A 26,576-nucleotide genomic window follows, 5' to 3' on the forward strand; every position below is an offset into this window, starting at 1 on the left:
TTAATTTGCACATGGGCTACTGCCTCTGCCTCACAGCCTCATAGAGTATCACTCCTGCCGATACCGACACGTTCAATGATTCGATCTCGCCAAACATGGGTATTTTAGCCAGGTGGTCGGATATGCGGATTATATCGTTGCGGATACCATCCTCTTCCGAACCCATTATGATTGCCGTTGGGGCGGTATAGTCGGGCTTATAAATATAATCATTGGTTTTTTCGGTGCAGCAAACCAGTTGCAGACCAGATTCCTGCAAAAATCTCACAGTCTGCACAAAGTTTTCGTGGCGGCAAACCGGTATTTTATACAATGCACCTGCCGAAGTTTTAACTGCATCGGCATTAATTTGTGCCGAACCTTTACCGGGTACAATAATAGCATGTACGCCTGAACATTCGGCCGTGCGGGCTATGGCTCCCATATTACGAACATCAGTTATACTATCCAATACTAAAATAAGCGGCACCTCTCCCTTTTCATAAATTTCGGGAATAATATTTTCTATTTTTTGATAGGTAATTGGTGATACTACTGCTACCGCGCCCTGGTGATTTTTGGGAGTCATGCGGTTTAATTTTTCTACCGGAACAAACTGGGCTGTAAGTTCATATTCAGCAATGGTTTGTTTAAGTTCCTGGTACAATTGCCCGGTTAAACCACGTTGAATATATAATGACTCAATATCTTTGCCTGATACAATAGCTTCGATAATAGCCCTGATGCCAAAAATAAACTGGGCGTTATTGTTGCGCCGCGGTGCGTAGTTATCTGCCATACTGTAAAATAAATAAGGCAGCAAAAGTAATCATAATTATGCTCAAAAAGCGTTCTATTTAAAGGTTGGAGTAATCCGGATAAATATCAATACAAAATAGAATTTAAATAATTGAACACTAAGCAGTAAAAAATTTATTAACAGCTGCGTTGGTAAGTTACTAACAGCAAACCCGGGCTTTTATCTATTTTTGCTCCCCCACGATTTTTGGAGACAGACGCACAATGATATTTGAGAACAGTAACCGGACCAATAACGACCGACGTAATAAAACATTCATTCCCAATAACATAGTTTCGGGCAAATTGCCGCCACAGGCACGCGATTTGGAGGAAGCCGTGTTAGGAGCGCTAATGTTAGAGAAAGACGCTCTATCATCGGTAATTGACGTATTGAAACCGGAGGTGTTTTATGTAGAAGCACACCAAAAAATATTTAACGCTATACGTGTACTGTTTGAGAAAACCTCACCGGTTGATATTTTAACCGTTACCGCCCAGTTGCGTTTGCAGGGCGAACTGGAAATGGTTGGTGGCGCTTTTACTATTACCGAGTTAACTAACCGTGTGGCATCGGCAGCTAACATTGAGTATCACGCACGTATCATCATCCAAAAATATATACAGCGAGAGTTGATTCGTATTTCAACCGAAACGATCAATCTGGCCTATGAGGACACTTCTGACGTACTCGAACTTTTGGACAAGGCCGAAAAAAACCTGTTCGATATAGCTCAAAACAACCTTCGTCGCGATTCGCGTAAGATGGATGACCTGATGCAGGAAACCCTTAAAGAAATTGAAGCCCTTAAAGATAAAACCGATGGTTTAACCGGTGTAGGTACCGGCTTTACCGAATTAGACCGCATGACCTCGGGTTGGCAAAAATCCGACTTGGTTATTATAGCGGCTCGTCCGGCTATGGGTAAAACAGCATTCGTATTAAGCTGTGCACGTAACGCCGCAGTTGATTTTGGCAAGGCGGTTGCGGTTTTCTCGTTAGAGATGTCTTCGGTACAGTTGGTTAATCGTTTAATTTCGGGCGAGGCCGAAATTGAACAGGAAAAAATCCGTAAGGGCAAAATGGAGGAATGGGAATGGCAACAAATTCACTCCAAAATTGGCCGTTTAGAGCAAGCTCCCATTATTATTGATGATACCCCGGGCTTAAATATCTTTGAGTTCAGGGCCAAATGTCGCCGCTTAAAATCGCAGCACGATATTCAAATGATCATTATCGATTACCTCCAGCTGATGACCGGTAAAACTGACGGTAAAGGCGGCGGTAACCGTGAGCAGGAAATTGGTAGTATTTCGCGTTCGTTAAAAATGGTTGCCAAAGAATTACAAGTACCCGTAATTGCACTATCGCAGCTGAGTCGTGCGGTAGAGAGCCGCCCGGGTGGTGCTAAACGCCCCATGCTGTCCGATTTACGTGAATCGGGGTCTATTGAGCAGGATGCCGACATGGTATTGTTCCTCTACCGCCCCGAATATTACGGTTTAGAGTTTGATGAAGATAACAACCCTACCAAAGGTGTTGGTGAGATTATTATAGCCAAACACCGTAACGGTGAAACAGGCACCGTACGCTTAAAGTTTGTGGGTAAATACGTGAAGTTTACCGATTTAGAAACTAACATGGATAACTACATGCCACCAGGCGGTGGTGGAAACGCATTTTCGGGGTTATCGCCATCACAGGGTTTTGATAGTAACCCGGGCAATATCATTATCCGCCCATCACGTATGGATGACATGGATGATGAGGCACCATTTTAAGAATATAATTTTTAATAGAATTGACATTTCGAGTTATAACAAGAGATCTTGTTAAAGCGGATAAGCTTTTATCATAAACAGGATTTCCCTCTGTCGTTCGAAATGCCGGTTTTTATTTTATGCCTAAGTACATAGGCAAACCTATTACTTCAATAATCCAGCGTTATCCTTTAAATTTACCCCGGTAAGCTTTAACCTGAAAGCTTCCTGAACCAAATAAAATATTTTTTGAGCAGCCACCTCAAAAGGCAATCCTTGCGGACGGATGTTTGATACGCAATTTCGCGCTTCATCGGTTAAACCGGGTTTGGGGTTATAAGTAAGGTATGCGCCTATGCTGTCGGCCGCGCTTAGGCCCGGTCGTTCGCCAATGAAGATAATAGAAAATTTTGCGCCCAAATGATGCCCAACGTGATCAGCCAGTGCTACACGGGCTTGCTGCGCAAATATAATGGGCGATAGCTTGTAACCGGCCTCCTTTAAAAGTGGTAAAACCAAATTGAGCAGCGGCACTGCGTTCTCGTTTAAGGCTTCGGCTGAAAGACCATCGGCCAGTATAACGCAAATATCATAATCGCCGGCACTGGCCTGAAGATTTTGTATGGATTGTTCCTGTAATAGCCTACCTAAATCGGGTCGTTGCAGGTATTGCTCGCGCAATTCGGCACAGCTATGTACGTTAATTACAGGAACATGATAAGCCTTTACCGCCTGGCTTAGTCCTTCAACATCCATATGCGAATAAATGGCATCCCGAGCATGGGCATGCGCCAGTTTAAGTTCGAGCGATTGCTTAAGCGGAATACTGTTGCCTGTGCGGCCAAGGGCAATACGGGCCGCAGTGTATTGCTGCAGGTTTTGCCATCTGCGGTTTATGCTTCCTTCTTCGTTTTCCATTACTTTAAAACAAATGTTCCATAAGTTTGCCTATTATTGGATTATGGGTAAGCTGACCATGCTCATCAGTAATTCCCTGCTTCTTCAGCCATTCTTCAAACTCGGGGGCAGGTTTTAAGCCGAGCACCTTTCGTAAATACAAAGCATCATGAAATGAGGTAGACTGGTAATTCAGCATAATATCATCAGAACCCGGTACACCCATTACAAAATTACATCCGGCAACGCCTAAAAGGGTTAACAAGTTATCCATATCGTCCTGGTCGGCTTCGGCATGGTTGGTGTAGCACACATCAACGCCCATGGGCAATCCCATCAATTTTCCACAAAAATGATCTTCGAGAGCGGCGCGGATAATTTGCTTGCCATCATACAAATATTCGGGCCCAATAAAACCTACTACAGTGTTTACCAGCAAAGGTTTATATTTTCGGGCTATGGCATAGGCACGCACTTCGCAGGTTTGCTGGTCAATGCCATGGTGTGCATTGGCTGACAGGCAACTCCCCTGCCCGGTTTCAAAATACATTACATTATTGCCAACCGTTCCCCTGTTTAATGATAATGTAGCTTCATAAGCTTCATCCAATAATGAAAGATCAAATCCGAAACTGGCATTGGCTTGTTGGGTCCCCGCTATGGATTGAAAACACAGGTCGACAGGAGCGCCTTGTTTTATGAGTTCTAAGGTTGTGGTAACATGGCTCAGCACGCACGATTGTGTAGGAATATCAAACTGCTGCCTCACTGTATCAATCAACTCAAGTAATGTTCGAACTGCCGAAGGGCTATCAGTAGCCGGGTTAATACCAATAACTGCATCTCCGCTGCCGTATAACAGGCCATCAATTATAATGGCGGCAATACCCTTTGGGTCGTCGGTTGGATGATTAGGTTGCAGGCGGGTAGAAAAACGCCCTTTCAAACCAATGGTATTGCGAAACCGGGTAATAACCTTGCATTTATGTGCAACGGCAATTAAATCCTGGTTACGCATAAGCTTTGATACTGCGGCAACCATTTCGGGGCTAAGACCTTCCTGTATATTTTGCAGGGTAAGGAAATCAGCTTCATCGGACAGCAACCAATCGCGCAACTGACCAACGGTTAAATGGCTTATGGGTTCAAATGCTGCGGTATCATGCGTATCTATAATCAGGCGGGTTACCTCATCCTCTTCATATGGTACCAAATCTTCGTTTAAAAAGTTTTTAAGCGGAACATCGGCAAGCGCAATCTGGGCGGCAATGCGTTGTTCATAAGTTTCGGCAGCAACACCTGCCAGTGCATCGCCGGTACGGAACGGGGAAGCTTTGGCCAGCAGATCTTTCAGGTTATTAAACCTGTAAATATTATTGCGGATAGTATGCCGGTAAGCCATGGTTGAGTGATTTTATGGTTCGACGATCCTGTCTGCAGGTATTTCATCGTACAGATTTTGCATACGGTGCCTTCCTGTTAAAATAAAGATGAGCAGTGCAAGTATTAACCCAATTAAAAACATGCCGCTTACCAACAAATTATACCAAACTATAGCTACTAAACAAACTACCGATAAAATAAGTGCAATAGCCGGAAACACCGGGTAAAGCGGCGCTTTAAAGGAGCGCGGTAGTTGTGGATGATTACGGCGCAGTATAAACAAACTCAACATACTCATAATATACATTAATACAGCCCCCAATACCGAAAGCACAATAACCTGGCTTGTAGTACCCGTAAACAGCGCCGCAAAGCTAATTATTCCCCCGGCCGCTATAGCCCAATGTGGCGTTTTAAAACGATTATTCAGCTTTGACAAACCATGAGGTAGATAACCACTACGGGCCAAGGCAAAAACCTGCCTTGATGATGCCAGTATGGTACCATGAAACGACGCTACAAGTCCAAACAGCCCGATGCTTGCAAATATTTTGGTTAAGCTGTTTTGTTTGCCCAAAACTACGGCTATAGCTTCGGGCAACGGGTAATCCAAATTGCTTAGCTTGCGCCAGTTGGTAATACCGCCGGTTAATATCATTACACCCAAAGCCAATAAAGCCAGGGTAAGTAGGCCGCTTATATAGCCTTTGGGTATGTTTTTTGCAGGGTCTTTAACTTCCTCGGCTACCATGGCTACGCCTTCAATGGCGAGGTAAAACCATACCGCGTAAGGCAGGGCCGCAAATACGCCCGACCAGCCCGCAGGCATGGGGTTAGTTAAAAAATTATCAACCTTAAAATGCGGACCAATTACCCCCATAAAAAGCAGCAACTCGGCTACGGCCAGTATAGTTATAAATACCGAAAACGTAGCCGACTCCTTAACACCCAGCACATTAATGAGCATAAACACTACATTAAAAAACAAGGCAGATTGTAGTACGGGTAAACCCGGATGTAAAAAGTGCAGATAACTCCCTAATGCAAAGGCTATTGCGGGAGTGGCTAATAAAAAGTCGATAAGGGTAGCATACCCGGCTAATAATCCTCCAAATGGCCCCATGGCCTTGTAGGCATACGCAAATGCCCCGCCTGCATGTGGTATTGATGTAGTAAGCTCGGTATAACTAAACACGAAGGTTACATACATGAGTGTAACTACCAGCGTGGCAATTAAAAAACCCACAGTGCCGGCAACTCCCCAGCCATAATTCCAGCCAAAATACTCGCCGGATATGACCAGTCCTACGGCTATGGCCCAAAGGTGTATGGGCCTGAGTGTACGTTTAAGAGTTTGACTACCTGTATTATCCATAAACTGATTTGCGCCTTTAAGGTAGCAAAAAATCAGTGCAAAGCGGTTTTATAAAAAATACAAGATCAAAATTTTGATGTAAAAATTCAACACTTTGAATATGCTTTTGGGTAAGTACTTGGAAATTATATTATCAACGGGTTTAATTTTTCACAAATGTTATCGATTTAAAGTTAAAGCCACCTTCATCGGCATGAACCTTAATTTTGTTGATGCCCTTATTAAGTTTTACACCTTTCAACTCAACCATATACCAATCTGTATTAAATTGATTGGTACTAATGCTCTCGCCTTGTTTTACATCGGCTAATAATAACGATAGCTTACCTTTACCTGATTCAGATGATACGTTGAACTTTATTGTGTAATTACCTGCGGCTGATACATTGACTATATATTGCAGCCATTCCCCATCTTCAATATTAAAAACATGGTAGCCATTATCATCGGGGCGAATATCTACTCCATCGTTACGGTAACTGTACCCGCGGTTGCCCTGGGTATTAACGCCGGGTGTAAAACGGTAACTGGCCGTATCCTTATCGTAGTAGGCATAGCGTTGCCTGCCTAAATCATAATCAACTGCATTAATGGTTGCATTATCGGTGATGATGTGCTTTTTGAAAGGCGCGGTCGCAGTTGTTTGCACCTGCCTGAACATGGCATCTATAATGTCTTTATGATATATGTTGTTTTCGAGTTTGATGTTATATAAAAACTCGTCAAAAGCAGAAATGGCCTCAGTTTGCGATGGCTTAGGGGCTTTGCCGTTCCAGTAGTCGAGCAGCTTTTGGTAAGATGGTGTAAGTTTAATTTCAAGCGGATTATTTATACCTATCTTTTTTTCCTGCCACCAGCTCCAGCCTATGTTGTTGCTTTCGGCCAACTTAATAGCCTCAGTAAACCAGGTATTCGAGTTCTCGCCCGATTCGCCCAGCCACAGCGGAACTTTATTTGCCTTACTCATGTTCAGGAAACCTTGAATAGCACCGTCGTTATTAAAATTACCATACTTATGAAAACTAAGCACCATGTTATTATCCCACAGCGGAAAAATGCCTTTATAGTTATTGCCAAAACCGTTACCTTCAATAATGATGATATGCTTTTTATCCACCTCGCGAATAGCTTTGGTAATATCTACCATTAATTTTCGGAGCGGGATGTTTTTGGTTTCAGCTGTACCGCGTTTATCATCGGCGTTTTCGAAACCCCAGTTAGGTTCGTTTATAATATCGTAGCCGCCGATGTAAGGTTCGTTGGCATAACGTTGAGCCAGTTTACGCCAAAGGGCAATTGTTTTTTGTTGATTGGCTTCACTGTCCCAAAGTGAAGGCATTGAAGGGTCGCGATCGGCAATGGGCAAATCATTACCTTGGCCACCCGGTGCAGCGTGTAAGTCGAGTATCAAATACATTTTGTTGGCTTTGCACCATTTTAGCAAGCTATCGGTTAAGGCAAAGCCTTTTTCGAGCCAGGTATTTTTGCCGGATACCGGTTCCTTTTCAATGGGTAAGGTATATAAGGCATAGTGCATGGGTAATCTAATGGAGTTAAAGCCCCACGATGCCATTGAATCTATATCTATTCTGCGAGTGTGATTTAAGAGCCATTTATCATAAAACCTATCAGCATACTCTGTTCCAGCTACTTCGGCAATTTTTTGTTTAATACGATATTGCTGCCCAACGTTACTCAGCTTAAACATATAACCCTCCTGCAGCATCCAGCCACCAAGCCCCATGCCCCTGAGTATAATTTTATTGCCTTTACTATCGGTTATGAATTGGCCCTTGGTTTTGAGAAATTCCTGAGCAAATGTTGATGATGTAATAAGTATTAACAGTAGCGCAGTAGAATATCGGATAGCAGTTTTTAATGATGAAAGATGCTTGAAACCTGTTGAAATTTCCGATTTATAATACATGGTTTAGAGAATTGATTCGATCAAAAATATCAAATCTCACAGCAGATTGTCAAGACAAAAACCATACAAATTATTGATAAACAACCAATTGTGAAACAACAAATACGCTTAATGAAATTTAAAACAGAGGACGTAAATTGCCTTTCATGCACCCATTGATAAATTTTGAACAATGGTAGCTAATATTTCAATACGCTTTAATCGCAGAAAATATTTTTATTAAAAATGTCCGCTTAAAATGAGCGTAATTTTATTTGCACTGATTTTCAAAAGCTTGCATTTAAGCATCATTAAAACAGCGTAATTTATTGATTTGTAGTATTATATTTACCATAACCAATTACAACAATTCCCATTTTTTTATGAAAAAGTTACTTTGCATTGCTACAATGCTCTTGGTCGCGGGTATTTGCTATGCAGAAAAATATACAGTAAAATCGGCCGAGGATTTTAAAATAGCCGCTTCCAAGGTTGCTCCCGGAGATGAAATTATTATTGCCGACGGCACCTATACCAACTGGGCAGTTACTATTTCTAAAAATGGGACCGCTGAAAAACCAATTGTTATTAAAGCAGCTAATTTGGAAAGAGCTGTATTTACGGGCGTGGCTACTCAGCCCATGTTTAAAGTTACCGGCAGCTACGTAACGATACGGGCGTTGAATTTTAAAGAGTGTGTTATTGATAAAGCCGAGGGCAAAAACGGCATTCTTATCCAGCTTGATAATACTAAACACTCGGTGATAAGCGATTGTATATTCGAAAAAAACTATGCAAAAGTTCAGTTTATGCAGTTGATTATTATATCGGGCAATGGCGAGCATAACGAGGTAAGCAATTGCAGTTTTACCAGCAATGCCAACGTAATGGACATACAGGTTAGGGTAGCCAAAGAAGATTGCCCGCAGTACACCCTCATCAGGAACAATAAATTCACCAACAAAGACAAAGTGACCTGGAACAACGTTAATGGCGGCGAGTGCGTACAAGTTGGACAAGACCCAGTACTGCTTGGAAAAATTGCAGCTAATACTACTGTACGTAATAACCGTTTTATTAACTGCAATGCCGAACCTGAAGTAGTAAGCAACAAAAGCAGCAGTAACAAATATATAGGTAACTATTTTGAAAACTGCGACGGCGAACTGGTGATGCGCGGCGGCCACGATTGTTTGGTTGACAGCAATGAGTTTAAAGGCGGCTTAGGCGGCGTTCGTGTTTGCGGAACTGGTCACACTATAACACATAATACCATAAGTGATGTAAAAACCGGCATCAGGTTATATTATGGCATGGCATCGGGCAAAAACGAAATTGGCTTTTACATTGCCGCATCAAACTGCACCATAACTAATAACACCATCAACAATGTGCAAACCGGAATTTTGGTGGGCGATAATAAAAATGAAGACTGGGCGGGCAAGTTTGACACCAAACGCTACTCATCACGCGTATTACAAGACATAGCCCCTACTAATAATACTATAAAAGACAATAACTTTAAAAACACCGTTCAAACAGTTGTTTATCAATAATTGCCGATAGTTTCCAATATTTAATTCAACCGAAAGTATATATATTTGAATACAATTATAAACTAACTTTAGTTAAACCGGCCACTCATTATTAAGCATTCTTATTAAATTAAGATACTAAGGCTTTGTTTAACTTTTTTACTGTGCTGATTATATGGTGAAACTTATACGCCTGCTGTGTTACTATAAATTTATAACGGTCGTTACGTTGCTCTTTGCATTGTCATTTACGGCATCGGCCCAAAAGGTAACTTATATTGACAGTACCGTAAAACAGCATAAGTTTACCTTAGCTGAGATTGATTATATCGAAGATATAAACGGCAAACTTACGTTTAATGAGGTATTGAATTCGCCATCAATAAACTCAAAGTTTAAGCCTAACGGCACCTATTTTCCTAACAACAAAAACCGCGAATCAACCTATTGGTACCGTGTAAAAGTACGGTTTGATAAGGAGTCGGCCAACCGCGACGCACTTATTGAGTTTTTCGATCAAACTACCGATGAAGTAACGGCCTACATGCCAACCAAAGGTGGCATTTACAGCGCAGCTAAATCTGGCAATAGAATAAATTTTGCATCCAGGTTATTTCATCATAAAAATTTTGAGTTTCAAATTTCTAATAATACCGCCGGAGATTACACGTATTATTTCAGGCTAAAATCGCGCAACCTGGTCAACGTAATTATTGTTTACCGCACGGTTGATTACTTTGTGCACTATGCGCTTAATGAGTACCTCACTTTTGGCTTGTTTTACGGCATGGTGCTCATTTTTTGCTTTCATAACCTGCTCATGTTTATGGCAGTAAAGCGCAGGCAATACCTATACTATGTATTTTATATTCTAAGCGTTGCAGTTTATGAAATGAGTGTAGATGGCATTGCTTTTCAATACCTGTGGCCTCAAACACCTGCACTAAATGATTATGTTTATGGCGTTTCACTGTACTCGCTCAGCATATTTGCCCTCATATTTACCGAAGAACTGTTGCAGGTAAAACAACGTTCGGGTCGGTTATATAAACTCATTAACTACGTTATAGCTGCACGTACTGTATACTTCCTGTATTGCTTGTTTATAGATAAAAGCCTGTTTGCTTATAAGTTTGTTGAAGTTGTTCCGCTATCTATGGCTTTTGTAGCCGGTATAAATATTTACCGCCGTGGCTTTAAGCCTGCCCGTTTCTTTGTGCTGGCTTATGCGTTTTTATTTGCCGGGTTTATGGTAAAGGCCCTTACTGCTTTGGGTTATGCGCACTTTTTACCTGCATTTGTAAGTTATTACAGTATAGGTTTTTGCTTTGTAATTGAGATGGTGCTCCTCTCCTTTGCCATTGGCGACCAGGTGCGCATTCTGCGTAAAGAGAAAGACGAGGCGCAGGACGAAACCATACGCCAGATGCACATTAACAGCGAGCTTAAAGACTCTATAAACCAGGAACTGGAACACCAGGTAACTGTGCGTACCAAACAGGTTGTCGAAAAATCGCAGGAAATACTTGAGCAATCAAAAGTTATTGAGGCGCAAAACCAGCAACTTACTAATATCAATCAATTATTAGAACACCAGGCGGCCGAAATTACCCGCATGAATGTGTTGCTCGAAAATGACAATATTCAGCTCAAAACCAATATTGATAAAGTTACCAGTGCCCGGGTTCTATCGGCCGAGTTAAACTTTGAGGAGTTTAGTGCAAAGTACCCCGATCAGGAAACCTGCTATAAATTTTTAGCCGAGCTTAAATGGCAAGGCGAATATCAATGCACCCGCTGTAACCATACCTCCTATTGTGCCGGCCGAGTGCCATATAGTCGCCGTTGCACTAAATGCAGCTATGAGGAATCGGCTTTGCACAACACCATTTTTCAAAACAATCGTATTCCTATTAACAAGGCGTTTTATATAGTTTACTTAATCTACAGCAGCAAGGGCACTATTTCATCACATCAGTTATCCGACAAACTTGGCATTCGTCAAAGTACTTGCTGGGCTTACGCCATACGTATTAAAAAAGTAATGCAGGAACAAAAACGTTCACGCAGAAAAGATGCCCCGCAAGGATGGAGCACATTGGTACTGGAAACAGGCACCAAAGCTTAGTATTACCAATTTTGTGGATAATTATTTAAGTGTATAGTTTTATCAATTATAAAGGTTCGATGTACTGGTTTATGTTCAAAATAGCCATAATCTGTACAATAATGGTTTAGGATTGAAGCGTATTATCCTTCTGCATTTATAACTATCAGGCTATTTTCATCACTCAATATCTTTGAATATTATGCCCGTGCAGTATAAATTTACTGCATTAGCTAACCATTAAAGCGATGGATTTATAGTTCAAGCTGTCGCAACTTTCTACTTTATGATGAAAAGAATTCTGATCGCTGTGTTTTTTATAATCACACACACGGCTTACAGCCAGCAAAGCCATCGCCTCAATAATGGCTGGGAATTTTTGCAGCAAGACCTTGGCGGCATTTGGGAAGCCGTGCGCCCGGTTCCTGCGGGCGGTCCTGAGAGTGTGCCTTTATGGCAAAATGTAAGCTTACCCCACTGTTTTAACTCGCGAGATGCCGTTGATCCCGATGTTAACTATTACCAAGGCCCAGGTTGGTACCGTACCAAGCTAACCCTTGATAATCCTTATGCTAACGGACGAACGGTACTGCACTTTGAAGGTGCGGGGCAAAAAACTGATGTTTACATATACACCACCAAGGTAGCCTCGCATTTGGGTGGCTACGATGAGTGGACCGCCGATATTACCGATGCGGTTGAAGCTTTAAAAAAAACAGCGGTCTATCAAAAGCAATTTAAAGGCAAGATCCCGTTATCTATCCGTTGCGATAACTCGCGCGATTTGGAGACTATCCCATCTCAAATGTCGGACTTCAATGTATATGGTGGCCTGTATCGATATGTTAACCTGGTTTATCAGCCTGCGGTATCAATCAATCAGGTATGGATAACGCCGTCGCTGCAAAAAGGCTTAAAATCGGGCAGTATTGATGTAAAAGCAACTTTTACCGGACTCGAAAAAGTTGGTAATGCCAATGGTGAAATCACAATTATAGATGCAAATGGAAAAACTGTAGCTAAAGGAAAATATACTGTACAAAGTCCGGCGTTTCAGGGTAAGTACTCACTGGGCAAATTTCCCATCAAAAATCCACGCTTATGGCACCCTAACGCACCCAACCTTTACACCGTTAAACTTACTGCTACGGCCAACAACCAAACCTTCACCCAAACCGAAAAGATTGGCTTCAGGAGTTTTGAGTTTGAGGAACATGGGCCTTTCTTTTTTAATGGCAAGCGACTGTTATTGCGCGGCACCCATCGCCATGAAGACCACGCAGGCGTGGCCGCTGCCATGACCGAGGAAATGATGCGCCGCGAAATGCAGATGATGAAAGACATGGGCATCAACTTTATCAGACTTGGGCACTATCAGCAATCGCGCATAATATTAAACCTGTGCGATAGCCTTGGAATATTAGCGTGGGAAGAAGAGCCCTGGTGCCGTGGTGGTTTAGGCGGCGAAAAGTACCAGGCTATAGCCCGCCAGATGATGACTAATATGATCGAGCAGCATTACAATCATCCATCGATAGTTTTATGGGGATTAGGTAATGAGAATGATTGGGAAGGCGATTTTGAGGAGTTTGACAAGCAAAAGATCAGGGCGTTTATGAAGGAACAGCATGAACTAACACATAGGCTCGACCCTACCCGCCTGACCTCCATTCGCCGATGCGATTTTTGCAAGGATATACCTGATGTATACTCGCCATCCATATGGGCCGGCTGGTACCGCGATAAGTTCACCGATTATAAACGCATCAGCGAAGAAGAGTTCAACAAAGTGTCGCGATTTTTTCATGCCGAATGGGGTGGCGACAGTCACGCTATGCGTCACGCCGAAAATGCCGACTATCCCTTTATAAGCACTCATACCGATAAGAAGGATACGTTAATAAAGAACGGCGCAAAAAACAGCGATTGGAGCGAAAGCTACATTTGCAACCTGTTCGACTGGCATCTTAAAGAACAGGAGAATATGCCTTGGCTTACAGGTTCGGCCTTTTGGGTATTCAAAGATTTTTCGACACCGTTAAGGCCTGATAATCCTGTGCCCTATGTGAACCAAAAGGGCGTAGTTGAACGTGACCTTACACCTAAAGAATCTTTTTATGTATTCCAGTCATACTGGAGTGATAAGCCGATGGCACACATTTACGGGCACACCTGGCCCGTGCGCTGGGGTAAACCTGGCGAAGAAAAGCTGGTAAAAGTTTACTCCAATTGCAATGAGGCCGAGTTATTTGTAAACGGTAAAAGCCTCGGTACAAAAAAACGCAACAGCCAGAATTTTCCTGCAGCTGGTTTACATTGGCTGGTTGCTTTTAATGCAGGCAGTAATACCATTAAAGTGATCGCTAAAAAAGGAAAAAACTTTGTTAATGATGAAATAACCCAGCAGTACCAAACCCAACAATGGAGCAAACCCGCCAAATTGATTTTAGAACAATTAGATAAAAAAGACGGTATAGTTACCGCCCAAGTGAAACTGCTTGATGCCGATAACATCCCCTGCCTTGATGCCGCCAATTGGATTGAATTTGGACTCACTGGCGATGGAAAGTTATTGGATAACTTGGGCACATCAAATGGCTCGCGTAAAGTGCAGGCTTATAACGGCCGTGCAATTATAAAAGTGGATTTACTGCGGGGTAATAGCATTTTAACTGTGAAGTCGCTCGGCTTGAGTACGGAGTTTTTGAAGTTGAGTGATGGCAAGTAAATCAAAATGCTGCTTGGGGGACGAAAGCAGCCTGGCAATCTAATAGTAAAAAGTCTATCGCACTTAGAAGATGGCCGATCGATTTTAAAAACAACACATCTTAATAAAAAACACTATATACAAGAGAGCCGCTCGATTTGAGCGGCTTTCTTGTTATTTAACATCATCTATCAATTTCTTCCCTTGAGCCAAACGCTGCTGGCGTAACAGGGCTTCGAGGTAATAATAGTCGGCATAACTTATAGGCACATCAATTTCGCTGTTAGCTGGCTTGTGGCCGGTGCTGTGCAGCAATATAAATCCGTGGCTTTCGCCGGGTTTGGCCTGGTAGCTTTTAGTTAAGCTGGCCACAATCTGGTCGGCTGTTTTGCGGTATTCTTTTCCGTTTTTGCTATAAGTGCTCAACTCGTACAATGCCGAAGCCATGAGCGCAGCGGCCGAAGCATCGCGCGGCACATTTGGGATGCCCGGATCATTAAAGTCCCAGTAGGCCACCTTATCTTTTGGTAAATTTGGATTGGTGAAAATGAACTTGGCAATAGCTTCGGCTTGTTTTAAATAAATCGGGTTCTTAGTCTCGCGGTAGCATAGAGTATAACCGTAAAGTCCCCAGCCCTGGCCACGTGCCCAAGCCGATGAATCGGCATAACCCTGGTGAGTAGCCTTGTGTAGTACGGCGCCAGTTTCCGGGTCGTAATCCACCACGTGGTACGAGCTGTAATCGGGCCTGAAATGGTTTTTCATGGTGGTATTGGCGTGAGTTACGGCTATCTTGTAAAACGATGAATCGCCCGAGAGTGTAGTTGCAGCGAACAGCAACTCCAAGTTCATCATGTTATCGATAATTACCGGGTAAGGCCAATCCTTACGATGATCCCATGATTTAATACATCCCACTTTAGGGTTAAAGCGCGTAGACAGCGTTTTAGCGGCCTGAATGATGATGTCTTTATACCGCGCATCATGTGTTAAGCGATAGCCGTTGCCCACGCTGCAGTATACTTTAAAGCCCACATCGTGGGTGCCTTTATCAAACTGCTCGGGTTCAATGTAAGTGGTATACTGATTGGCAACATCGGCCCATTTTTGATTTTTGGTGTACTCATACAAATACCACAGCTCGCCGGGGAAAAAACCGCTAACCCAGTCTTTGGAAGGTATCATTACTAAATTCCCTTTGGCATCCAGCGTACGCGGAACGACCACATTGGGTTTGGTGCTTTTGGTTTTGGCTTCCGGAATTTCTTTCAGCATCACATCGGTTTGCTTTTCGGCAAAGGGCATGGCTTTTTTGTAATCGCTTTGTGCGTAAGCTACAGTTGATAGCAAGCTTAACGCTAAGGGTAAAAGTTTATTCATTGGTTGGTTAATTAAGCCAGATGAGCGGATGGCGCACCGGCAGGTTTCTTATAATTTCTTCATTGGTTGGATTGTGGTCGAGTGTTTTCCAGGTATCGAGCCACTGATTTTGATCGTATGCAGCTGCTCCAAACACAAGCGATGGTTGCGCAACGGGCCAGCTTTCCCAGTGCATCACATCATGCGGGTATGACCATTGGTTTTTGTCTTTTAAGTATGGATACAAAAACTCAATTCCTTTTTTTATTGATTTACCATCTGCTGTTTTATAATCCCATAAGTTATCTTGTGAAGTACTCAGCAACTGGCATATGGTGGTCATGGCATCCAAATTAAAAATGGAATACCCGTAAGGTTTAGTCCGCTTCAGTTCTAACGGAAAACTACCATCTGCTGTCATTTGTGTGGGTAGCAATACTGTTTTGTAGCGTTTAATGCAGGTATCCTGCAGGGCTTTATTGCCGGTAAATTTGGCAAAGCATGCGGTTTGCATTACCCAGCAGGTGCCATGGTTATTTTTGGCATTCATTTCATCCTTGCCATATTGGTGTGTGGTAAGCCAGATAAGATATTGAGCAAACCAGTTTTTGATAGTGCTCAAATCATTTTTGCTGATTACGCCAGCATCTTGCATTGCCTTCATACCTACCACCACTTCCATCAACTGAATGGTATCAATAATTCCTATTCCCCTGCCCGTTGCCACGCCTTTAATAGCCTGCGCATATTGTAGGTTAGGATTCATTAATGTTTCAGGGTTAATAAACCACGCTTTTAAATGCTGTAACGCGTGCGTTGCGTACTGTTTATCATGTGTGATCTTATAAGCCGAAGCCAACGCACCAATAATGCGGCTAAACCTGATCATAGCCAACCTATGCGCCACAAAGTTTTGCGGATTTGTCAATCCATCCTTTTGAGTGTATGGTCCATCGGGATTTTTTTCATCAGGCCACCAATAATCGCCTTCGGAGTAAAAATCGTGCTTCCCTCCTGCACTGCGCGTACAACTTTGAGCGGTTACGGTAATCGGCTGTTGCTGCATAGCCCAAGCGGCTTCTTTTAATATAGATGCTTTTAAGGTTGATACAACCTGTTGCCTAACCTCACTATTGTCTATGCTACGCCAGCTTAATAAAAAGCATGCGGTTAATATGATTATGGCGATGTTGGATTTCACAGGTATGATTAGGCTACTTTACTTTATCGCGTACCTGGTTAAGCACCAATTGCCAATCACTGTAATCGTCGCCGGCAACCTGTGCAATAATTTTACGCACCGATGGGTCGAAATAATCAACCAGCGAGAGTACGATAATGCCGTTCTTTTGCTTGAATGGCGCTCCGGCTATATAACCTTTTTCGCCATTGGCGGCACGGTCGCGGTCGAATTTAACTTTACTGTTGGCAAACTCGCCGTGGGTTTTCTCGCCGATTACAAAGGGTATTAAAAAGTCAACCGACTTTTTAACCGATGAACCTGTTGAAGACTGTTCGGCATAGTAATTCTTCCCTTCGGCACGATTCAATACAATCATGGCTTTTAAGAGCGGTTCTAAGGTATAAATATGGTAATGTAAGGCATCGCGCTCAGCAAAATCAAAGCTTGAGCCATCGGCATACATGTTTTGCCCGATCTGCTTATTCAACTCAAATAACAGTGTGTCCCGATATTTATTTTCGGCATGAATGGTGTATACAGCCTGTGTAATTACCTTAATACGGTGCGAATTCCAGTTATTAACAGCCGTAGATTTGCCGGGTTTTGAATATGGGCTATTAAGTTCGGCAACAGCAATGCTTTCCATCCACCTGTCAATTTCCTGCTGCTGATCTTTCTTAATATCGGCACGGATCAGATCATAACCGGCAAAAAATTCCTCCAATTTGGTTTCATCTATTGGGTCTCCGGTTGCCTGGTTAATTTTTGCCCAGGCCGACAGAAACTCCTGCGCTTTGTTTAGATAGGACTTATCTGCGTTAAGGCGGTAATATAAGGCCAGTGCATAAATTTTAGGCCCATCTTCAACCGCTTTTAAACTGGCCGTTTTAGCCGGATTGCCCTGCAGCAAACCTTGCGATGTTACTTTAAGTATAGGATTAGGCGTTTCGTTTAATGCTTTTTCGGCAATATTTTTATAACCCTCATATTCCTTTTTAACTTTCGCATCAGTTTTAAGAACACTTTTTAAACTTTCAACTTCTGCTGAAGATAAGCTTACATATTGCCCTTTAACACTTGTACTTATACCAAATACAAGTAAGATTATCAGTAAATTTTTCAATACGTTTATATTAATTGGTTTCCAGTTCAAACTTACTTTGCAACATAATATGGTCCGACGAGTTGCCTATCATCAGCTTAAACTCGCCAGGCTCTGCTGTCCAGTTCATCTTTTGATCGTAAAAAGACAACATTTCTTTGTTAACAACAAATTTGACTGTCTTGCTTTCTCCGGGTTTAAGATAAACTTTTTCAAAGCTTTTTAATTCTTTAACCGGGCGTGTAACACTGGCAAAGACATCCTGCAAGTATAACTGTACCACTTCTTCGCCTGCATATTTACCTTCATTTTTCAACAAACAAGTAACTGAAATAGAATCGGTTGATATAACTTTACTCTTATCCAGCTTCAAGTCTGTTAAACTAAATTTGGTATAGCTCAAACCATAGCCAAAAGCATAACGCGGACTGTTCACCATATCAATATATCCTGAGCGATAAACTCCTGCCAAATCCGTTGGTGATGGCCGACCGGTACTTTTGTAATTGTAATATACCGGTATCTGCCCTTCGGATCGAGGGAAAGTCATAGGTAGTTTTCCGGCAGGATTGTAATCGCCAAACAACACATCAGCCATGGCATTTCCGGCCTCGCTGCCAAGCCACCAGCTATGTAAAATGGCATCGGCATTATCAGCTACCCAGTTAAAGATCATTGGCCTGCCCGACATAGTGAGTACCACCACTGGCTTGCCTGCTTGTTTAACTGCTTGTACCAACTCTTCCTGTGCACCGGGGATATGTATGTTAGCCCGGCTTTTGGCTTCGCCGCTCATATCAAACGCCTCTCCTACAGCCATAATTACCACATCGGCTTTTTTGGCAACTTCCACCGCCTCGGCAAAGCCGCTATGCGTACTATCGGTAACGCTATTGCAACCGGCAGCATAAAGCAGTTGGGTATTTTTGCCTAACTTATTCTGCAAACCCTCATACAATGATACCAGATGGTCATTATCCCATTTGACTGACCAAAAGCCCATCATATCTTTTTCCGATTTAGCCAACGGACCAATTACGGCTATCGTTTTCAAGCTTTTTGACAATGGTAATAACTGTTTATCATTCTTCAGTAACACAATGCTGCGCTTGGCCATATCACGAGATTTTGAACGGTTATCGGCTGAATTTAAAACCTTGTTTTCGCGAGCTTCATTGCTGAAACGGTACGGATCGTCAAACAATCCCAATTCAAACTTTTTACGCAGAATTCTTCTTACCGCATCATCTACTAAAGCAATATCTACTTTTCTATCCTGTACCAATTTAGCCAGGCTTGACAGATATACGCGGCCTTCCATATCCATATCACTACCGGCATTAATAGCGTATTGGGCAGCCTCCGCGTTGTTTTTGGCAAACCCATGTGCAATCATTTCACGTATCGAACCCCAATCGCTCACCACAAAGCCTTTAAAACCCCACTTACCTTTCAATATATCTCGTTGCAGATAGCTGTTGCCTGTAGCAGGTATACCGTTTAAATCGTTAAAGGAATTCATGAATGTGGCTGCACCAGCATCAACAGCAGCTTTAAAGGGTGGCAAATAAGTTTCCCATAATGCGCGGTCGCTCATATCAACCGAGTTATAATCACGCCCGCCAATTGCGGCACCGTAAGCTGCAAAGTGTTTTACGCAAGCCATTATCGCATCTAAATCGCCCAACTTATTTCCCTGGAAGCCTTTAACGCGTGCTTTGGCTATCAATGAGCCCAGGTAAGTATCTTCCCCTGCCCCCTCCATTACACGGCCCCAGCGCGGATCGCGACTTATGTCAACCATGGGGGCAAACGTCCAGTGCTGGCCTGCTGCAGCCGACTCAATAGCCGCCACACGCGCCGAAGTTTCAATAGCTTTTAAATCCCAGCTGGCGGCTTCGGCCAGTGGTATGGGGAAGGTAACACGGTAACCATGTATAACATCTAACCCAAAAAGCAGCGGTATTTTCAAGCGAGATTGCATAGCTATCTCCTGTACCATTCGGGTATCTTTTGCACCGCGCACGTTCAGCATCGAGCCTACTTTGCCTTCTTTTATGTCTTTGTATTTGGTACTATTCTCGGTAACAGGGCCGGTGGCAAGCCTATCACCTGTATACTGGTTTAGCTGCCCAACCTTTTCCTCCAGCGTCATTTGTCCTAACAGGCGTTCAACCTTTTCATCAATAGTAATTGCAGCTTTTTTGCTCTGCGCATAAGTCCCAAAACATATACTTAAAAATGAAAAAGTGAGTAGTAATTGTTTCTTCATAAATTTATAGGTATTCATCACATCATGGCTTGCCCATGCAACACCATTTTAAATTGTGTTAAGGTTTATATAATGCTGTAATTGGTATAATTTCTTATCAAAACAGGCCTCTTTGAGTAAAACTGTCTTCATTGGTGCCGTAAACATAACAGCTTTTTTAATTCACCGCAATAGCAAAATCTATACAAAATACTGTAAAACAATTACTTACAATATTTTCAATACGCTTAAATACCAACTAAAAAATTGTATTTAACTGTATTTAAAGCACTATAACAGTCAATTCCATTTTGACTGATACGGTATTTTACCAGCGTATATATTTATTAATTTATATCTCCGTTTTGTTTTTACTACCGCTAATCGTGCATTCCAAGTACACATCTACATCGCTTACACATCTGAGGAATAATTTTCTAATCAAAAAAAGATATTCGTTGTTATGGTGTTGCAAACCTTATAAATACTTTTTACATTCAACCATAATCTACATCTGCCTTACATATGAACCTTCCTTCTCAATCATCACCGTTAAACAAGAAATTCTTGATTATCGGGCTGTGTTTATTCACCATCGCCCTTTCATTGGTCATCATTTTTACCCGCAAGCATAAAAACAAGGTCGACCCGGCTTTTAGCAAGTACATTGAGTCGTACACGGCCGGCGTAATATCGCGGCAAAGTGCTGTTCGAATTAAACTGGCCAGTCAAGTACAAACCAGTCACGCTAAAAACGAACCGCTGAAAGATGGTGTTTTTGAATTTTCGCCTTCGTTGAAGGGTAAGGCTTATTGGGTTGATGCCCAAACCATTGAATTTAAGCCCGATGAAGAAATGAAACCCGACCAGGCTTACGAAGTTGAATTTGCACTGGATCAGGTAGCCGAAGTAAGCGACGACTTAGACGAGTTCAAATTCAGCTTTGAAACCATTAAGCCTGATTTTACGGTAAACTTTGATGGCCTGCAAACAGCCACCAATACTTCGCTTAATAAAATGAAGTTTACCGGCACTGTGCAAACTGCCGATGTGGAGGAGCCAGCAAAAGTTGAAAAGATCATATCAACTCAATACCCAACGGCTACCCAAATAAGCTGGAACCATAACGAAGCTACACGTACGCACGTGTTTACTGTTAATAATATACAGCGCCCGGCTGTAGGCAAAGCCCCGGCGCAATTAGGCATTAAATATGATGGCAACCCCATTAATATTGATGATAAGCAAACTGTCGATATAGAGATACCAGCGGTTGGAGTATTTAAGGTGTTAAACATCAAAGCCGTTCAGGATCAGGATGAGTATGTTCTCATTCAAACCTCCAACCCTATTATGGTTGGGCAGGAATTGAACGGGCTTGCAGGCTTGAGCAACGTGCCCGATCCGGCTTACACCATTGATGGCAGCACAGTTAAAATTTATGCCAACACTCGTCTCAACGGCAATTACACTGCTTTTGCCAACGAAGGCATTGAAGACATAACCCATAAAAAAATAACCCGTGCCTTTACCGCCAATGTATTTTTCGAAAACCGTTTACCATCGGTAACTATACCAGGCAAAGGTGTTATCCTGCCCGATTCTGGTAAGTTAATGATGCCCTTTGAGGCTATTAACCTGAGTGCCGTTGATGTAAGCATCATAAAAATTTACGAGAACAACGTACCGCAATATTTCCAAAATAACGATTTTAATGGTCAGTACCAATTGCGCCAGGTGGGTAAACCGGTGCTGCAAAAAACAATCAGGCTTGATAATGATAAAGGCCTCAACCTGAATAAAAAGAACCGCTTTATGCTGGATGTTGACCACCTGATGCGCACCGAGCCAGGTGCCATTTACAGGGTGATCATCGGTTTCAGGCAGGAATACTCATTGTTCAATTGTAAGGCTGGTAAGGCCGCTGCCAAAGCAAACGATGATGAAGGAGGTTATGAAGGCGAGGAAGAATACAGCGACAATGGGTCGGGTATTGACGAGGATGATGAGTTTTGGACCCGTTACGATAGCTATTACCCCAGCGGTTACCGTTGGGATGAGCGCGAGGATGCGTGCAGCATGTCGTACTACACCAAAGACCGTTGGGCAACCCGCAACATTATAGCCTCAAACATTGGTTTAATAGCCAAGCGGGGTGCTGATAATAGCATGGTTGTGGCCGTTACCAATATTATGGATGCCCAGCCCATGAGCGGCGTAACGCTCGAACTGCTTGATTACCAGAAGCAGGTTATTGCCACGGGTAAAAGTGATGGCGACGGTATGGCAACCATTAGCACCAAACGTAAGCCTTACCTGCTGGTTGCCAAAAATGGCGACGAGCGCGGTTACCTCAAGCTTGACGATGCCAGTTCACTCCCACTTACCCGCTTTAAGGTTGGCGGCGAGCAGGTGCAAAAAGGGTTAAAAGGTTTCATTTATGGCGAACGAGGCGTTTGGCGGCCGGGCGATTCCATTTTTGTATCGTTCATTTTAGAGGATAAGCAGAAGACCTTGCCTAATGATCACCCCGTTGAGTTTGAATTTTACAACCCTAAAGGTCAGCTTTACAGCCGCATTACCCGCACCAAGGCTATGGACGGTTTCTATAGCTTCCATACGGCAACAACAACCAGTGCCCCTACCGGCAACTGGACGGCCAAGGTTAAAGTGGGCGGCGCGGTGTTTGAGAAAAATATAAAGGTTGAAACCATTATGCCTAACAGGTTAAAGCTTAACCTCTCCTTTGGTAATCAGCAGGCTTTAACTAAAGGTAGTGCCACAGGCGGAACCTTGAATGCCAAATGGTTGTTTGGCGGTATTGCTCAAAACCTTAAAGCTAAGGTTGATGCATTTGTATCGGCACAAAAAACGAGCTTTAAAAACCTGGAAGATTATGAGTTTGACGACCCTACCCTTGCCTTTAATACGCAAACGCAAACCGTATTTGATGGCCGCTTAGATGCCGAAGGTAACGCACCAATTAATGCCGATATTAACGTAGAAAATCAGGCTCCGGGCCAGTTAAGGGCAAACTTTTTGGTAAAGGTATTTGAGCCAGGAGGCAATTTTAGTATACAGCAGGTGACCATGCCGTACAATGTTTACAGCGGCTATGTAGGCCTTAAAACACCCGAGGGCAGTGCCATGAACGGTATGCTGGAAACCGATAAAGAGCAAACCCTTGATATTGTTGATGTAAATGCCAACGGCCAGTTATTGCCGGGCACCCGCAATGTTGAGGTAGAATTATATAAAATACAATGGCGCTGGTGGTGGGACGAAACCGGCGACGAGCTGAGTAATTTCACCCAGGACCAGTATAACAAGCTGGTAATTAACGAGCCGGTAACGTTGACCAATGGTCGAGGTAAATTTAAGTTTAAGATAGATAAAGAACGTTGGGGCCGTTACCTCATCCGCGTAAAAGACAAGCAAACCGGGCATTCAACAGGCAAGGTTGTTTACATCGACTGGCCAAACTGGTCGGAACGCCTGCAACAGGAAAACTCTACCGAGGCAGCCATGTTGTCGTTTACTTCGGATAAGCAGAGCTATAAAGTTGGCGAAGAGGCTACGCTTACCATACCAACAGGTGCAGGCGGCAGGGCATTAATTAGTATTGAAAACGGCAGTAAGGTTTTAAAAACCGCCTGGATAAATACCGAAAAGGGCCAAACCCGCTATAAATTCAAGATTGAGCCGGGCATGGCACCTAATATATTCACAACGGTAACGCTGTTGCAAAAACATGCGCAAACGTTAAATGATTTGCCTATACGCATGTATGGTTCAATCGGACTGGATATTGAGGACCCCGAAACCATACTGAAACCGGTAATTACCATGCCGGATAAGATAAGGCCGGAAACGAAGTCTTCAATCACCGTTTCTGAAACATCAGGCAAGGAAATGACCTATACCATTGCTTTGGTTGACGAAGGTTTGCTCGACCTTACCAATTTTAAAACCCCTAACCCGCACAGCGCATTTTACGCCCGCGAAGGCCTGGGTGTTAAAACCTGGGATTTGTTTGATTACGTAATAGGTGCCTTTGGCGGCGGACTGGAGCGCATACTAAGCATTGGTGGCGATGGTAGCGGTGTTGGCAACGGCAAAAACGTTTCGGTTAATCGCTTTAAGCCGGTGGTTAAGTTTATGGGGCCGTTCCATTTGGGTAAAGGCGAAAAGCAAACCAAGCAGTTTACCCTGCCGCAATACATTGGATCGGTACGGGCCATGGTAATTGCCGGGCACGATGGCAGCTATGGCTTTGCCGAGAAACCGGTGGCCGTTAAAAAGCCACTGATGATACTGGCAACCCTGCCGCGTGTGCTTGGACCATCTGAACAAGTACAATTGCCGGTTACCGTATTTGCGATGGAGAACAACATCAAAACGGTGACTGTAAAGGTACAATCGAACGCGTTTAGTAACCCGGCAAGCAGTTACAGCAAAACAGTAACGTTTACCAAAACCGGCGATCAGCTGGTATCGTTCGACCTTAACGTGAAGAACTTTGTAGGTGTAGGCAACGTGCATATAACCGCACAAAGCGGCAGTGAAACCACGGCATTTGATGTGCAGTTGAATGTACGCAATCCTAACCCGCCTATTACCAGCGTAATTGAAATAGAGCTGGCTCCGGGCGAAGTTTGGAACACCTCGTACGCGGCTATTGGCATGGGTGGTACCAACAAGGCCACGCTCGAGGTATCGGCCATACCTGCGCTTAACCTGTCAAAACGGTTAACATACCTTATTCAGTATCCGCATGGCTGTGTGGAGCAAACTACCTCATCGGTATTCCCGCAGTTGTATTTGGGTATGCTGATGGATTTGAACGCGCAGCAAAAGGCCCAGGCTGAAAGAAACATCAAAGCTGGAATTGCCAGATTAAACGGCTTCCAGGTGCAAAGCGGTGGTTTGAGTTACTGGCCCGACGGCGGCGAACCCGATGATTGGGGAACCAACTATGCCGGACACTTTATGCTGGCCGCACCAGGCTAAAGGCTATGCCCTGCCGGTTGGCTTTTTAGAGCAATGGAAAAAATTTCAGAAACGCCGGGCGCAAAACTGGGTACCCGATAGCAGGGAGATGTATTATTATTCGGGCTTGATACAGGCATATCGATTATACCTGCTGGCATTGGCAGGCGCTCCCGAATTGGGTGCCATGAACAGGCTCAAAGAAATTAAGTATTTAAGCCCCGAAGCAAAGTGGCGTTTAGCTGCTGCTTATAAACTGGCTGGCCAGCCCGAGGTAGGTTTACGCATGGTAGCCGGGTTGCCAATTACGGTTAAGCCTTATAATCAAATGGCTTACACTTATGGTTCAGACGTGCGTGATGAAGCCATGATACTGGAAACGCTTACGCTGTTAGGCCAGCGCAAACAGGCATCGCAAGTGGTTTATAACGTGGCTGCCAAGCTATCGCAAGATACCTGGTACAGTACCCAAACCACGGCTTACTCGTTGTTGGCTATTGCTCAATACTGCGGGCAAAACAAAAACGGCAACAAACTTCAATTTGATGTACAGGCAGGCAGTATAAAAAGTGCTGTTAATGCCGATAATTACCTGTGGCAAAGCAGCGTTGCAGCAAACGGCGGTAAAGCGCTTATTAAAAACCGTGGTAAAGGCCGTTTGTACATTCGCTTAATACAACAGGGTCAGCCAGCTTTGGGACAGGAGTTGCCATCGAACATCAACCCCGACATATTGCAGATGCAGGTGAAATACTACACCCTTTCGGGCGCCCCCATCGACCCAACATCACTTAAACAGGGTACCGATTTTGTAGCACAGGTGGTTCTTAAAAATCCGGGACAGCGGGGTAGTTATGCTAATATGGCCTTAACGCAAATCTTTCCATCGGGTTGGGAAATACTGAACACCCGCATGATGAATAATGATGAGGCCTTCAAATCTTCGCCATCTGACTACCGCGACATTCGAGACGACCGGGTGAACACCTATTTTAGCATTGCCCCGCATCAGGAAGTAACCTACTATGTTATGCTCAATGCATCGTACACGGGTAAATACTACCTGCCTGCTACTTATTGTGAGGCTATGTATGATACGGCGATAAACGCGCTGGAAAAAGGCCAATGGGTTGAGGTGGTGAAGTGATCTGAATCAAAATTTTCAGAATTCAGAGAGTTAACAGAATTAAATACAAATAGTAAATAATTCGTCATTACGAGGAACGAAACAATCTCTGCGAATG

15 protein-coding genes are annotated in these 26,576 nt (G+C 43.4%); 6 read left to right on the forward strand and 9 right to left on the reverse strand.

From position 1 onward, the window contains the following. Nucleotides 1-16: 16 nt before the first annotated feature. On the reverse strand, nucleotides 17-778 hold the full coding sequence (gene rlmB / locus QE417_RS04205) for a 23S rRNA (guanosine(2251)-2'-O)-methyltransferase RlmB (protein WP_311947724.1): 762 nt from the start codon (nucleotides 776-778) through the stop codon (nucleotides 17-19). 224 nt (nucleotides 779-1,002) lie between these two features. On the opposite strand from rlmB, the gene dnaB reads away from it, so the two are divergent. Further along, entirely contained in the window at nucleotides 1,003-2,559 is a 1,557-nt protein-coding gene (gene dnaB, locus QE417_RS04210) for a replicative DNA helicase (RefSeq protein WP_311947726.1), read from the forward strand. Nucleotides 2,560-2,703: 144 nt separating this feature from the next. On the opposite strand, the gene eutC is transcribed toward dnaB, so the two are convergent. From eutC to QE417_RS04230, 4 genes are all read right to left on the reverse strand, one after another. Continuing rightward, complete coding sequence (gene eutC, locus QE417_RS04215; RefSeq protein ID WP_311947729.1) at nucleotides 2,704-3,456, reverse strand: ethanolamine ammonia-lyase subunit EutC; 753 nt, start codon at nucleotides 3,454-3,456, stop codon at nucleotides 2,704-2,706. Between the two features lie 4 nt (nucleotides 3,457-3,460). Next, nucleotides 3,461-4,837 (reverse strand): ethanolamine ammonia-lyase subunit EutB, encoded by a 1,377-nt coding sequence (locus QE417_RS04220; protein WP_311947731.1) that lies wholly within the window; start codon nucleotides 4,835-4,837, stop codon nucleotides 3,461-3,463. Between the two features lie 12 nt (nucleotides 4,838-4,849). Next, nucleotides 4,850-6,193 (reverse strand): ethanolamine permease, encoded by a 1,344-nt coding sequence (eat, locus tag QE417_RS04225; protein WP_311947733.1) that lies wholly within the window; start codon nucleotides 6,191-6,193, stop codon nucleotides 4,850-4,852. A 142-nt stretch (nucleotides 6,194-6,335) separates the two neighbouring features. Beyond that, on the reverse strand, nucleotides 6,336-8,120 hold the full coding sequence (locus QE417_RS04230) for a cellulase family glycosylhydrolase (RefSeq protein WP_311947735.1): 1,785 nt from the start codon (nucleotides 8,118-8,120) through the stop codon (nucleotides 6,336-6,338). A 362-nt stretch (nucleotides 8,121-8,482) separates the two neighbouring features. Here QE417_RS04230 and QE417_RS04235 point away from each other — a divergent pair, with 362 nt between their 5' ends. The 3 genes from QE417_RS04235 to QE417_RS04245 all read left to right on the forward strand — a co-directional run bounded on the left by QE417_RS04235 (nucleotide 8,483) and on the right by QE417_RS04245 (nucleotide 14,469). Further along, complete coding sequence (locus QE417_RS04235) at nucleotides 8,483-9,655, forward strand: chondroitinase-B domain-containing protein (RefSeq protein WP_311947736.1); 1,173 nt, start codon at nucleotides 8,483-8,485, stop codon at nucleotides 9,653-9,655. A 154-nt stretch (nucleotides 9,656-9,809) separates the two neighbouring features. Further along, on the forward strand, nucleotides 9,810-11,762 hold the full coding sequence (locus QE417_RS04240) for a 7TM diverse intracellular signaling domain-containing protein (RefSeq protein WP_311947738.1): 1,953 nt from the start codon (nucleotides 9,810-9,812) through the stop codon (nucleotides 11,760-11,762). 268 nt (nucleotides 11,763-12,030) lie between these two features. Next, nucleotides 12,031-14,469: a glycoside hydrolase family 2 TIM barrel-domain containing protein gene (locus QE417_RS04245; RefSeq protein WP_311954586.1), complete on the forward strand. Its 2,439-nt coding sequence runs from the start codon at nucleotides 12,031-12,033 to the stop codon at nucleotides 14,467-14,469. A gap of 153 nt (nucleotides 14,470-14,622) precedes the next feature. Here the strand turns inward: QE417_RS04245 and QE417_RS04250 are convergent, their stop codons facing one another. From QE417_RS04250 to bglX, 4 genes are read right to left on the reverse strand one after another with little or no spacing between them, the layout of a single operon-like run. Then, nucleotides 14,623-15,828, reverse strand: coding sequence for a glycoside hydrolase family 88 protein (locus QE417_RS04250; RefSeq protein WP_311947739.1), 1,206 nt, complete (start codon nucleotides 15,826-15,828; stop codon nucleotides 14,623-14,625). 7 nt (nucleotides 15,829-15,835) lie between these two features. Then, nucleotides 15,836-17,008, reverse strand: coding sequence for an alginate lyase family protein (locus QE417_RS04255; protein ID WP_311947740.1), 1,173 nt, complete (start codon nucleotides 17,006-17,008; stop codon nucleotides 15,836-15,838). A gap of 13 nt (nucleotides 17,009-17,021) precedes the next feature. Continuing rightward, nucleotides 17,022-18,113 carry an alginate lyase family protein gene (locus QE417_RS04260; protein WP_311947741.1) on the reverse strand — a complete coding sequence of 364 codons (1,092 nt, stop codon included), beginning with the start codon at nucleotides 18,111-18,113 and terminating at the stop codon, nucleotides 17,022-17,024. Nucleotides 18,114-18,123: 10 nt separating this feature from the next. After that, nucleotides 18,124-20,364, reverse strand: coding sequence for a beta-glucosidase BglX (gene bglX / locus QE417_RS04265; RefSeq protein WP_311947742.1), 2,241 nt, complete (start codon nucleotides 20,362-20,364; stop codon nucleotides 18,124-18,126). 504 nt (nucleotides 20,365-20,868) lie between these two features. Here bglX and QE417_RS04270 point away from each other — a divergent pair. Together QE417_RS04270 and QE417_RS04275 are read left to right on the forward strand one after the other, a co-directional pair. Next, nucleotides 20,869-25,353, forward strand: coding sequence for an alpha-2-macroglobulin family protein (locus QE417_RS04270; protein ID WP_311947744.1), 4,485 nt, complete (start codon nucleotides 20,869-20,871; stop codon nucleotides 25,351-25,353). Then, on the forward strand, nucleotides 25,319-26,479 hold the full coding sequence (locus QE417_RS04275; protein ID WP_311947746.1) for an alpha-2-macroglobulin family protein: 1,161 nt from the start codon (nucleotides 25,319-25,321) through the stop codon (nucleotides 26,477-26,479). Before QE417_RS04270 ends, QE417_RS04275 begins: the two co-directional genes overlap by 35 nt. The last annotated feature ends 97 nt before the right edge of the window (nucleotides 26,480-26,576 follow it).

The organism is Mucilaginibacter terrae, from assembly GCF_031951985.1.
GTDB classification, from domain to species: domain Bacteria; phylum Bacteroidota; class Bacteroidia; order Sphingobacteriales; family Sphingobacteriaceae; genus Mucilaginibacter; species Mucilaginibacter terrae_A.